This is a genomic window from Kosakonia oryzendophytica, assembly GCF_027886705.1.
Classification (GTDB): domain Bacteria; phylum Pseudomonadota; class Gammaproteobacteria; order Enterobacterales; family Enterobacteriaceae; genus Kosakonia; species Kosakonia oryzendophytica.
Map to the genome: position 1 here is coordinate 3,755,310 of NZ_CP115659.1, position 12,398 is coordinate 3,767,707.

At 56.2% G+C, this 12,398-nt stretch carries 12 protein-coding genes; 8 read left to right on the forward strand and 4 right to left on the reverse strand.

Features of this window, described 5'->3' with window-relative positions:
- Window positions 1-183: 183 nt before the first annotated feature.
- Entirely contained in the window at window positions 184-831 is a 648-nt protein-coding gene (gene entD, locus O9K67_RS18255) for an enterobactin synthase subunit EntD (protein WP_061496855.1), read from the forward strand.
- A gap of 35 nt (window positions 832-866) precedes the next feature.
- Here the strand turns inward: entD and O9K67_RS18260 are convergent, their stop codons facing one another.
- Window positions 867-1,037 carry a hypothetical protein gene (locus tag O9K67_RS18260; protein ID WP_271044614.1) on the reverse strand — a complete coding sequence of 57 codons (171 nt, stop codon included), beginning with the start codon at window positions 1,035-1,037 and terminating at the stop codon, window positions 867-869.
- A gap of 79 nt (window positions 1,038-1,116) precedes the next feature.
- Entirely contained in the window at window positions 1,117-2,793 is a 1,677-nt protein-coding gene (locus tag O9K67_RS18265) for a methyl-accepting chemotaxis protein (protein WP_061496857.1), read from the reverse strand.
- 250 nt (window positions 2,794-3,043) lie between these two features.
- On the opposite strand from O9K67_RS18265, the gene O9K67_RS18270 reads away from it, so the two are divergent.
- The 6 genes from O9K67_RS18270 to O9K67_RS18295 all read left to right on the forward strand — a co-directional run bounded on the left by O9K67_RS18270 (window position 3,044) and on the right by O9K67_RS18295 (window position 8,849).
- A complete protein-coding gene (locus O9K67_RS18270; protein ID WP_061496859.1) occupies window positions 3,044-3,256 on the forward strand; it encodes a hypothetical protein in 213 nt (70 codons plus the stop codon).
- A gap of 78 nt (window positions 3,257-3,334) precedes the next feature.
- Window positions 3,335-4,903 carry an ABC transporter substrate-binding protein gene (locus O9K67_RS18275; RefSeq protein WP_061496861.1) on the forward strand — a complete coding sequence of 523 codons (1,569 nt, stop codon included), beginning with the start codon at window positions 3,335-3,337 and terminating at the stop codon, window positions 4,901-4,903.
- Between the two features lie 583 nt (window positions 4,904-5,486).
- Window positions 5,487-6,497, forward strand: a complete 1,011-nt coding sequence (locus tag O9K67_RS18280) for an ABC transporter permease (protein WP_061496863.1) — start codon at window positions 5,487-5,489, stop codon at window positions 6,495-6,497.
- Window positions 6,497-7,330 (forward strand): ABC transporter permease, encoded by an 834-nt coding sequence (locus O9K67_RS18285; protein WP_061496865.1) that lies wholly within the window; start codon window positions 6,497-6,499, stop codon window positions 7,328-7,330. Before O9K67_RS18280 ends, O9K67_RS18285 begins: the two co-directional genes overlap by 1 nt.
- Window positions 7,323-8,141 (forward strand): ABC transporter ATP-binding protein, encoded by an 819-nt coding sequence (locus tag O9K67_RS18290; RefSeq protein WP_061496867.1) that lies wholly within the window; start codon window positions 7,323-7,325, stop codon window positions 8,139-8,141. Before O9K67_RS18285 ends, O9K67_RS18290 begins: the two co-directional genes overlap by 8 nt.
- A gap of 3 nt (window positions 8,142-8,144) precedes the next feature.
- Window positions 8,145-8,849: an ABC transporter ATP-binding protein gene (locus tag O9K67_RS18295; protein WP_061496869.1), complete on the forward strand. Its 705-nt coding sequence runs from the start codon at window positions 8,145-8,147 to the stop codon at window positions 8,847-8,849.
- A gap of 35 nt (window positions 8,850-8,884) precedes the next feature.
- Here the strand turns inward: O9K67_RS18295 and O9K67_RS18300 are convergent, their stop codons facing one another.
- Both O9K67_RS18300 and O9K67_RS18305 read right to left on the reverse strand, forming a co-directional pair.
- Window positions 8,885-9,598 (reverse strand): GNAT family N-acetyltransferase, encoded by a 714-nt coding sequence (locus O9K67_RS18300; RefSeq protein ID WP_061496871.1) that lies wholly within the window; start codon window positions 9,596-9,598, stop codon window positions 8,885-8,887.
- A gap of 158 nt (window positions 9,599-9,756) precedes the next feature.
- Window positions 9,757-11,094: an aspartate aminotransferase family protein gene (locus O9K67_RS18305; protein ID WP_061496873.1), complete on the reverse strand. Its 1,338-nt coding sequence runs from the start codon at window positions 11,092-11,094 to the stop codon at window positions 9,757-9,759.
- 181 nt (window positions 11,095-11,275) lie between these two features.
- Between O9K67_RS18305 and O9K67_RS18310 the strand changes: the two genes are divergently transcribed.
- Complete coding sequence (locus O9K67_RS18310) at window positions 11,276-12,043, forward strand: SDR family NAD(P)-dependent oxidoreductase (RefSeq protein WP_061496875.1); 768 nt, start codon at window positions 11,276-11,278, stop codon at window positions 12,041-12,043.
- The last annotated feature ends 355 nt before the right edge of the window (window positions 12,044-12,398 follow it).

Here is a 12,398-nt window from a genome sequence, read left to right on the forward strand (position 1 = left end):
AACCACAGCTTTGTAACGCTCTGCTCTCGTCCTTTATGGGCGAGGGGAAAACAACAGGCCTGTAACGCTCTGCTATCGTCCTTTATGGGAGAGGAAGAAAACCGCAGGTCTGCAACATTTTGTCCCCTCTCCCTTCCAGGGAGAGGGCTAGGGTGAGGGTAAACATACCAGGCAAGGTCCAACATGCACATCACACATCACACCATTTCACTTGCCAGACACACCCTGCACCGTATCGATTTCGACCCTGCAACCCTTACCCCCGGTGATTTACTCTGGCTTCCCCATCACGCCGAACTGGCCGCTGCCGGGCGCAAACGCCAGGCTGAACATCTCGCCGGGCGCATTGCCGCCGTCCACGCTTTACAACCCTTTGGCAGCACCGCCGCGCCGGTTATTGGCGCGCAGCGCCAGCCCTGCTGGCCGCCGGGTCTGTTTGGCAGTATCACGCACTGTGAAAATCACGCGCTGGCGGTGGTTGCTCGTCATCCGATCGGCGTAGACAGTGAATCGCTTTTTAGCAGCGAGTTATGTGCAGAGCTCACAGAGAGCATTATCACCTCCGCCGAACGAGCGGTGCTGGAAGCCAGCGGTTTGCCATATCCTCTGGCGCTCACACTGGCGTTCAGCGCGAAAGAGAGCCTTTATAAAGCGTTTTCTCATCGTGCGCTGCCGCTTCCGGGCTTCACCAGTGCAGCAATCACTCACCTTGATCCCCGCTACTTGACGCTGCGTTTTCGGGCGACGTTTTCTCCGCAACTTGTTGATCAACAAGCCACTGTGTACTGGCAAACCGATAACGCAAAGGTGGTAACGCTGGCTGTCAGTTAAGCCGCAGGTCGTGATCCTTTTCTCTTTTTAAGAAATTAGCTGTGCAAACCGCAGGCAGTTACGTGAACAAACAGAGTCAGTGGATCAAAGCCGTCATCGCCCGTAAAACGAAAGCCATCATCCTTGATAATGCGGGCGCAGAAGGAGGAGAAACTGCTGATGGATGGCATGCTGTTCGATGACAGCAATGCCAACAAACTGAACATGTTCAACCTGAGCCATTATGGAAGGAAAATAAACCCAGCTTGCCCGGGGCGTTACCCCCGGGCATTTTTTACTGCGTTATCAGAAGGATTCCCACTCATGTTCCTGGTTGTGGCTCTTCGCAGTTGCGGGTGTGCGCGATGCGGATTTACCCGTTTTTGTCGCTACCGGGCGTGCGGCGACGTTTTTTTGCGCCGCATCGCCGGGCAAGCGGAACACCGAGACAATTTCCGTTAACTGGAAGGCCTGTTGCTCCAGAGAACTGGAAGTGGCAGAGGACTCTTCCACCAGCGCGGCGTTCTGCTGGGTGACGCTGTCCATCTGCGAAATCGCCGTGCCAACCTGACCGATGCCTTTGCTCTGCTCGGTAGACGCCGTAGCGATTTCCCCCATAATGTCCGTCACGCTGGTGACCGAGCGCAGAATGTTGTCCATCGATTCACTGGTGAGGGTAACCTGGTCAAAACCGTTGTTGACGTTAGCCACAGACTCATCAATCAGCGTTTTGATCTCTTTGGCGGCTCCGGCGCTACGCTGCGCCAGGTTGCGTACTTCGCTGGCAACCACGGCAAAACCACGCCCCTGCTCACCGGCACGTGCCGCTTCCACCGCAGCGTTGAGCGCCAGGATATTCGTCTGGAACGCAATGCTGTCGATAACGTTGATGATATCGGTAATTTTCTGCGAACTTTCGGTAATGTTCTTCATGCTGGCAATGACCGCCTGCACACGCTCTTCACCTTTATTCACCGCCGCCGAGGCGGTTTTCGCCAGGGTACTGGCTTCGCTGGCGTTATCGGCGTTCTGTTTCACCACCGCACTCAGTTCTTCCATGCTGGCAGCGGTCTGCGTCAACGCAGCAGCCTGTTCTTCGGTGCGGGAAGAGAGATCGGTATTCCCGGAGGCAATCTCGCTAGCGCCCTGGTAAATCTCACCGGCGCTATTACGAATCTGCGTTACGGTTTTCACCCAGTTTTGCTGCATTGTCTCAAGGAACGGGATCAACTGCCCCACTTCGTTGCTACCCAGGTTTTTTGTCGGCCTGTCGAGGTTCCCCTCCGACAGCACCTGCAAATGCTGTTTCACCCACTCCAGAGAACGCGCCATACACAGCGCCAGATAGCGCTCAGACATAACCAGCATGGCAAGGCCAATGATCATTGCAACAATGATAATGGCGCGCGTCTGCGAAACCCAACTGGCAATTCGGTCGTTAGCGGCGGCTTTAAGATCATGGATCTCCTGATTGTAGGCAACGATCGCCTGAGAGAAGCCGCTGCGCAGCGGGCTGAATTGCTCTTTTGACAACTGCGTGTAGCTGTCGACGTTGTCGGCTTTCACCGCTTCAAACATCGGTTTTATGGCCTGATTAAACAACGTCAGCGAACTGTTATAAATATTGTCGGTCGAGTTGTTGCTAATATTGGCGTGGTCGGTGACTTTGAATTGGTTTAACCCGCCTTGCAGAAAATCGATATCTTTGCCGATACGGTCAATGGTTTGTTGGTAATTTTGCGTATCGTTATTCGTTTTAAAAACCAATGCGCGATCCATTAATAACTTAACCTGGTAATAGCGATCGCTGGCATTGTTAATGATGTCGCCGTTAACTTGTTGCACGTTGGTGAGCGCGACTTCTTCCGTCAACCCGCTCAGCGCATGCAGTGAGAAAAACGACACACCGCCCCAAAGAAGAGTGAAAATGATTAAGATCGCAAGCATCACGAACTTAATCTTAACGTTATGTATAAATTCCATATAAACCCCGATCATTGCTGTGAAATAAAAGCGTTAAAAGACAGTAAAAAACACACCTGTCAGAGATCCCATCGGCGCGGTGTGGGGGTTAATTAAGATTAAAAAGAAGTAAGGCAATAACTTTTATTTAAAATAGTGATAACACATGGAATGCAATAGATTTAGGGAATATATTTTTCAGATACGGTGACAGAGCACGACATCATGCCCGCGCCCCCCGCGCGTGATCAGGCTGATAAGTAAAGCGTTAATGCAAGTTGGTAGCGAACAACTACGCCAGTTTCTGCCGAAGCACACCACTTTTCAGCCGGATATGACGCGCCACGGTCGGCTACAAAAACGCGGGTTCGTCTGGCAAAACGCCGTTCAGCTTGCCCGCGCGCAAAAGTCATTTTCCCTGTTGCGGGTTAATGCCAAAAACGTCTGGTTTATGCGAATGGCGCATATAGAAAGACGAATTTAAACTTTAAGAAAATTCAGAAGCGGCCTAACGTAGCGGTACAAAATAATCACATGATGTTAACTTTTCAGGGATTTTCTGATGACCAAAAAACTGCTGCCCCTCGTCATACTGACCCTCCTTTCGGCTGCCAGCCACGCGGCCACGCCTCCGGACACACTGGTAGTAGCGCAAGGTCTGGATGATATTGTGAGTCTCGATCCGGCGGAAGCCAACGAATTATCCAGCATTCAGACCGTGCCAAGTCTGTATCAGCGTCTGGTGCAGCCAGATCGTGAAAATCCGGAAAAGATAACGCCGGTGCTGGCGGAAAGCTGGCAGGCAGATGCGGCGGCAAAAACCCTGACCATTACGCTAAAAAGCGATGCGAAGTTTGCTTCCGGTAACCCGGTGCGCCCGGAAGATGTGATTTTCTCCTATACCCGCGCAGTGACGCTGAACAAGTCTCCGGCTTTTATCCTCAACGTGCTCGGCTGGCAGCCGGATAACATCGCCAGCCAGTTGAAAAAAGTGGATGACCACACCCTGCAACTGCACTGGACGGCAGACGTTAGCCCGGCGGTAGCGCTGAATATCCTCTCTACGCCGATTGCCTCTATCGTTGATGAAAAGCAGGTCAGCGCGAATGTAAACGCCGGTGATTTCGGCAACGCATGGCTGAAAATGCACTCTGCGGGCAGCGGCGCGTTTAAGATGCGCGTCTACCAGCCGCATCAGGCCATCGTGCTGGAGGCTAACCCCACCTCTCCGGGCGGCGCGCCAGCCCTGAAAAATATCATTATTAAAAACGTGCCGGACCCGGCCTCCCGCCGTCTGTTGATCCTCCAGGGGGATGCGGATGTGGCACGCGATCTCGGCGCGGATCAAATCAGCGCGCTGAGTGATAAAAAAGGTGTGAAAGTGCTGAGCATCCCCTCCGCGGAGCAGAACTATCTGGTATTTAACACCGGTAATAGCGCCAACCCGTTGCTGAATAACCCGGCGTTCTGGGAAGCGGCGCGTTGGCTGGTGGATTATAATGGCATTACTAAAGACCTGCTGAAAGGCCAGTACTTTGTCCACCAGAGTTTCCTGCCGGTGGGTCTGCCTGGGGCGCTGGAAGACAACCCGTTTACCTTCGACCCGGCAAAAGCCAAAGCGATCCTTGCCAAAGCGGGCATTAAAGACGCGCACTTCACGTTGGATGTGGAGAACAAACCACCGTTTATTACCCTCGCGCAGTCAATGCAGGCCAGCTTTGCCCAGGGCGGCGTGAAGGTGGATCTGCTGCCCGCTGCGGGTAGCCAGGTGTATGCCCGCGTACGCGCTAAACAGCACCAGGCAGCGATTCGTCTGTGGATCCCCGACTACTTCGACGCACACTCCAACGCCAGCGCCTTTGCCTGGAACGATGGGAAATCCAGTACGGTTGCCGGGCTAAATGGCTGGCAGATCCCGGAACTGAACAAAGCGACGCTGGCGGCGGTCGCAGAACCGGATGCGGCTAAGCGTCGGGATCTGTACAAAAAGATGCAGCAGGAGTTGCAACATGCATCGCCGTATGTGTTTGTTGATCAAGGCAAAACACAGATCGTCGTGCGCGATAATGTCAAAGGCTATCAGCAAGGTCTGAATGCGGATATGGTGTGGTATGACCGTGTAACTAAATGATGATATCCCCTCACCCTAACCCTCTCCCCCAGGGGGAAAGGGAACCATTCGGTGCAGGTTTGTCCCCTCACCCTACCCCTCTTCCCCGTGGGGAGAGGGAACCGATTGGAGCGGGTTTGTCCCCTCACCCTAACCCTCTCCCCCAGGGGGAGAGGGAACCGATTGGCGCGGGTTTGTCCCCTCACCCTAACCCTCTTCCCCGTGGGGAGAGGGAACCGTTCGGCGCGGTTTTATCCCCTCACCCTAATCCTTTCCCCCATGGGGAGAGGGAACCGTTCGGTGCAGGTTTATCCCCTCACCCTAATCCTTTCTCCCATGGGGAGAGGAAACCGTTCGGTGCAGGTTTATCCCCTCACCCTAGCCCTCTTCCCCGTGGGGAGAGGGAACCGCTCGGTGCAGGTTTGTCCCCTCACCCTAACCCTCTCCCCCATGGGGAGAAGGAACCGATCGGCGCAGGATTCGCCTCTGAAATACCTCCCACACTCGCAGGGGAGTTAAGCGGTGGCGATTTTCCCCCTCTCCCTTCCAGGGAGAGGGCCGGGGTGAGGGTGATTATCCGTTTTACCTTAATGACGAGTTTTCCATGTCTGACATCTCTCGCGTCGCTCAGGCGCTCTTCACACTGCTGCTGACCCTGTTGGGTCTGCTGCTGGTCACCTTCTCGCTCTCGGCGTTTTCACCGGTGGATCGGGTGCTGCAAATTGTCGGCGATCACGCCAGCCAGGCCACGTACGATCAGGTGCGCCATCAGCTCGGGTTGGATCAACCGCTGCCGCTTCAGTTCTGGCACTACCTGTTGAACCTGGCGCACGGCGATCTCGGTATTGCCAGCGCCACCGGACAACCGGTCTTGCAGGATCTGCTGTCGGCATTTCCCGCCACGCTGGAGCTGGCGACACTGGCGTTGATCATGGGCTCGCTGCTTGGAGTGATGGCCGGGGTGTTGTGCGCGCGCTTTGCCGGTTCGCCGTGGGATTTAGCCGTGCGCACCTTTACGCTACTCGGCAACTCCGTGCCCATCTTCTGGCTCGGCTTGTTAATGCTGGCGCTGTTTTATGCCCGACTGCAATGGAGCGCCGGACCTGGCCGGCTGGATGATATCTATCAATATACGGTCACGCCGCAAACCGGTTTTGCACTGGTGGATACCTGGCTTTCCGGCGATAGCGCCGCCTTTAAAAATGCCCTCAGCCATTTGTTGCTGCCGGTGTCACTGCTGGCCTATTACTCGCTGGCAAGCATAACCCGGCTTACCCGTTCAGCCTGCCTGAGCGAAATGAACAAAGAGTACATCCTGCTGGCGCGCGCCAAAGGCGCGGGGGAGATGACCATTTTGTTGCGCCATGTTCTGCCGAATATTCGCGGGACGCTGCTCACGGTTATCGCGCTGGCTTATACCAGCATGCTCGAAGGCGCGGTGCTCACGGAAACGGTATTCTCATGGCCGGGCATTGGCCGCTACCTGACCACCGCGCTGTTTGCCGGGGACACCACTGCCATTATGGGCGGCACGCTGGTGATTGGCGTCTGCTTTGTGCTGATTAATAACCTGACCGACCTGCTGGTGCGGCTCACCGATCCGAGGGTGCGCTGATGCCGACCACACTCTTTTTGCTCCGTCTTCGCCACTCCCCTGCCGCCTTTAGCGGGTTAATCATTGTCGTACTCCTGCTGCTGGTGGCGTTATTCGCGCCGTGGCTGGCACCGCTTGATCCCAACTGGCAGGATGCCGCCTCGCGCCTGCAAGCGCCGGGTTCACAACACTGGCTTGGTACCGACAGCTACGGTCGTGACCTGCTCTCAAGGCTGATTTTCGGTACCCGCCCGGCGTTCGGGCTGGTAGCGCTGGTGACGCTTATCACGCTGCCCGTCGGGTTGTTGATCGGCATCCTTTCCGGGTATTACGGCAGTTGGGTTGAACGCGTCCTGATGCGTTTCACCGACGTGGTGATGTCGATGCCGCGTCTGATCCTCGCTTTCGCCTTTGTCGCCATGTTGGGGCCTGGGCTGGTCAACGGCGCACTGGCGCTGGCGCTCACCACCTGGCCCGCCTATGCGCGCCAGGCGCGCAGCGAAATCCAGCGTCTGCGCCACAGCGATTATCTGGCGGCAGCGGAGATGATGGGGATTCGCGGCGGGCGCTTACTGCTGGGCCATCTTTTACCGCTCTGTTTACCGTCGGCGATTGTGCGCCTGGCGCTTGATTTAGCAGGTATTATTCTGGCCGCCGCCGGGCTGGGTTTCTTAGGACTCGGTGCTCGTCCGCCCATGGCGGAATGGGGCGCGATGATTGCCGAGGGTATGCAGGTGATTTTTGACCAGTGGTGGATTGCCGCTGCGCCTGGCGCACTGATCCTGCTGGCAAGCCTGGCGTTTAACTTGCTGGGCGATGGCCTGCGCGACATTCTGGAGCCACAACATGACTGATATCCGCGTTGCCGTCAGCGGCCTGACCATTGACTACCCCGGCGCACGGGTGGTGAATAACCTCAGTTTTACCCTCGGCAACGAGCGGCTGGCGCTGGTGGGGGAATCTGGTTCGGGTAAATCCATGACCGCCCGCGCCCTGATGGGGCTGGTGCGCAAACCGGGTAACGTTAACGCTCAACAACTGGAGGTGCTGGGCCACGATCTTCGCAGCCTCACACCACGGAGCTGGCGTCACCTGCGCGGTAACAGTATCGCCATGGTATTGCAGGATCCCCGTTACGCCCTCAATCCGGTCAAAACCGTGCTGGCGCAGATTGATGAAGCGTTAACGCTGCACCAGCGGTTGAGCCGCACAGAGCGGACCGAGAAGATCCTCGACGCACTGCACGCCGTTGAACTGGAGCCCGCAGTGCTGCAACGGTATCCCGGCGAACTCTCCGGCGGCATGGGACAACGGGTGATGATCGCCATGGCACTGGTCAACGATCCGAAAGTGCTGATCGCCGATGAACCCACCTCAGCGCTGGACGCCAGGTTACGAAACCAGATCCTTGAACTGCTGGTAGCGCAGTGTGAACAGCGACAAATGGCGATGCTGCTTATCAGCCACGACTTACCGCTGGTGGCGCAACACTGCCACCGCGTGATGGTGATGTACCAAGGCGAGTGCGTCGATGCCATGCCTGCACAGGCGCTGCCCGGTGCGCAACACCCTTATACCCGTACGCTGTGGCGCTGTCGTCCCGGCGCGGAAACCTATGGTCAGATGCTGCCTACGCTCGATCGCAGCCAGTCATTTACGGGGTGAAGCATGACCGTTATTGAGATGCACAATGTGCAGGTTGCCTTTGGCGACAAAACGGTGGTCTCGGGGGCCAGTTTTCAGGTCACTCAGGGGGAAACATTCAGCCTGATTGGCGCATCGGGCTGCGGTAAATCTACCTTACTGCGTGTCCTGGCCGGCTTACAGCGCGAGTGGCAAGGCACGATGTCGCTGTTTGGCGAGCCTGTCAAAGCCGGTTCACGTTATCAGGGGGCGCTGCGGCGTAATGTGCAGATGGTGTTTCAGGATCCCTGGGCCTCGCTGCACCCCAATCACACACTCTACCGCACCCTGGCGGAGCCGCTGACAATCCACGGCGAGAAAGACGTGGAGACACGGGTGAGCAGCGCCCTTGAGCAGGTGGGGCTACCTGCGGATGCCGCCCGCCGTTACCCGCATCAGCTTTCCGGTGGGCAACGCCAGCGCGTGGCCATCGCCCGCGCGTTGTTGCTACAGCCGAAAATTCTGCTGCTTGATGAACCCACGTCAGCGCTGGATATGTCGGTACAGGCGGAGATCCTCAACCTGCTGAACCGTCTCAAACAGCAGCACGGGATGAGTTACCTGCTGGTCAGTCATGATGCGGATGTCATTGCCCATATGTCAGACCGGGCGGCGTTGATGGCGGGAGGCGCGATTGCCCGTTTTTTTGACCGGGATGCGCTGCGACGCGGCGAACATCGCATGGCGTAGAGAAACGGCACCGGAACAGGCCGATGCCGTTGGTGTCAGGGAGACACGTTCGCAAAGAAGGTGGCGAGAGTCTGTTTCTGCTGACCCTGACTATCGAAATTACTGGCGCTGAGCCAGGCGGAAATCGCGGCATCGCGTTGCGGCCATTCGCTATCAAGCATCGACAAATAGTCCGTGTCGCGGTTACGCCCTTTTCGCACCATGTGCTGGCGGAAACACCCTTCCCAGGTGAAGCCCAGGCGTTCTGCGGCGCGGCGTGACGCCACATTCAGCGTATCGCATTTCCACTCTACGCGGCGGTAATCGCAGACGAAGGCGTGGCGCAGCATCAGCCACACGGCTTCGGTGCCCAGCACACTCTTTTTCATCAATGGCGACCAGGTCACATGACCTATCTCCACCGTGCCATGTTGCGTATTGTTCGCCAGCCAGGCAATCACCCCAACGGCACGGTTCGTCGCGGCATCCACCACCGCGAAAGGGTGCACGGATTTGTCGATCATCTTGCCAATCACCCAACGCGCCATGCTGTCTACGTCATCCGGACGGTCACTGGCCAGCCAGGTCCAGTCGCTGTCATCCTCCGCCTGAGAATAAGCGTGCAGCAGGTGCGGGGTATGCACTCTGACATCCAGCGGCTCCAGCCGACAATAACGCCCTTGTAATACGCTATGCGGTAACGGTTGAACACCGCTCCAGTGAGTCAGCAGATTGCCGACATGTTGACCATAGTGATTCAGTTCCGGCACGTTTCTCTCCCAGGCAAAAAAGATAAACCAAAAAAGATGTTTTATCAGGAGAACGCGGCGAAAAACAGTGCTAAAAATTATGGTTTTTCTTTAAAAAAGGCTTTTGAAATCAGAGGACTGACCAGAAAAGGCGTCAGGAACACCTGACGCCAACAAAATTAACGCGAAAGATAACCAAATTGAGACAAAACCCGGTCAAAAATGGCCAAACCGCGTGTCACTTCTTCCGCACTCATCGTACAGGGCGGAACCACGTGAATGCGATTTTCTACCACAAAACTTAACACCCCAGCCTGGGTCAGCGCCGTTTTGATCGCCGCCATATCCGTAGCTGCCAGCGGCGTCTTATGTTTCCTGTCGCTGACCAGTTCCATCGCCTGGAACATACCGCGGCCGCGCACATTGCCAATCAGCGGATGTTTCGCCGCCAGCGCGTCCAGTCCGGGTCGCAGAACACCGTTACCCACGGCGGCGGCGTTCTCCACCACTTTTTCCTCTTTCATTGCATCCAGCGTGGCGACAATCGCCGCCATTGCCAGCGGATGGCCGGAATAGGTCAATCCCCCGGCAAAGAAGTGATCGTCAAAGTAGTGTGAAATCGGTGCGGAAATCAGTACTCCCCCCGCAGGAACGTAACCGGCGTTGACCCCTTTGGCGAAGGTGATCAGATCCGGTACTACGCCGTCCTGCTCAAAAGCAAACCAGCTACCGGTGCGACCAAAACCGGCCATCACTTCATCGAGGATCAGCACAATGCCAAACTCATCAGCCAGCGCGCGGACACCCTGCATATAGCCCGCTGGTGGCACCAGAATCCCTGCCGTCCCCGGAATGGACTCCAGCAGAATGGCGGCGATAGACGTTGGCCCCTCGCACTCAATCATCCGGCGCAGGTGCGCCAGTGCGCGTTCGCACTCTTCTGCTTCGCTGGTGGCATTAAACTCGCTGCGATAGAGATAGGGGTTAAAAAAGTGTACATGTCCACGCGAATATTCATTGGGCACACGACGCCAGTCACCGGTTGCGGCAATCGCACTGCCGGTATTACCGTGATAGGAACGATAAGCGGAGAAGACTTTGTCGCGTCCCGTGTACATCCGCGCCATACGGATGGCGTTTTCATTGGCATCTGCTCCGGCATTGGTAAAAAAAACTTTACTGAAGCCTTCCGGCGCCAGTTCAACAATGCGTTTCGCCGCTTCGCCACGCGCCAGGTTGGCCGTGGCGGGCGCAATGGTCACCAGTTCATCGAGCTGCGCTTTCATCGCCGCCAGCACGCGGGGATGCTGGTAACCAATATTGACGTTCACCAACTGGCTGCTGAAATCGAGGTAGGTGTTGCCATCGTAATCCCACAATTCACAGCCTTTCGCACCGGCGATCACCATCGGATTGAGGTTGCCCTGCATCGACCATGAATGAAACACATACGACCGGTCCAGTTGACGCACGTCATCATTGGTTATCGCTATCTCGCTCTGAAGTGCCAGTTTCATATCCTGCTCCTTTCATGCCGTTGTTGTTGACAACATCATGCGGCGCGCCCTTCTTTCGCGGGTAGAGCCAGTCGTGCTGGCGGTATGTGACACAGGTGTCACACCGTTTGCCGGTAACTGGCTCTGTCTGGCGCGGGCCGGGGTTTTTATAGTGGCGCAACAACCGGCACAGGAGATGAAGATGACTGAAGCAACGAAAGTGGTGTTTATTACCGGCGCAACATCCGGATTTGGCGAAGCGGCAGCACAGGTCTTTGCCGACGCGGGCTGGTCACTGGTGCTGAGCGGGCGTCGCCTGGCGCGTCTTGCGCGTTTAAAAGAGCAGTTACACAGCAAAGTACCGGTGCACATTATTGAACTGGACGTTCGCGACAAAGATGCGGTGAAAGACGCCGTTGCCTCCCTGCCTGCGGCGTTTGCGGATATCACTACGCTGATTAATAACGCCGGGTTAGCACTCTCCCCACAACCGGCACAACGTGTCGATCTGGAAGACTGGCAGACGATGATTGATACCAACGTCACCGGGCTGGTGAATGTAACCCATGCGCTGCTGCCGACGCTGATTAAACATGGCGCGGGTGCCTCGATCATCAATATCGGTTCGATTGCCGGGCAATGGCCCTACCCCGGTAGCCATGTGTATGGCGCCACCAAAGCGTTTGTGAAGCAATTTAGCTATAACCTGCGCTGCGATTTACTGGGAACCGGTGTGCGGGTAACCGATCTTGCGCCAGGCATTGCGGAAACGGAATTTACGCTGGTGCGCACCAAAGGCGATCAGGCGGCGTCAGATAATTTATACCGCGGCACCACGCCGCTCAGCGCGCTGGATATTGCAGAGCAGATGTTCTACATCGCCACCCTGCCGGACCATATGAATATCAACCGTGTGGAAGTGATGCCGGTGCGTCAGGCCTGGCAGCCCTTTGCCATTGACAGGGATTGAGTTGCCTTTGCCCCTTTTGCGTTCAGGAGGGGCCAAAATAAAACGCCCCGGCAAAATGCCAGGGCCTGATGTTTTATTTTTTTCCCAAAGTGTTCAAAACTTCTTACCCCGCCCGGCGCTTATCTCCGGCACTCACTTTGATGTGGCGTTAGCTCTTTGTTGAGGCAACACCACGATAGTCCATCAGAATATTCCTGACAACAGGCGGAGACAGTCCTTTTCGAGATTTATGATAGGGATCATGCTTTCCCTTTTACTGCCACAGCGGTGTGTGCGTTCTGTCACTAACGCCCCGCGAACAGGCTTTTTATGCTGCACTTCTCCGCCTCTTCTCTCCCGTTGCCCCATCACAAAG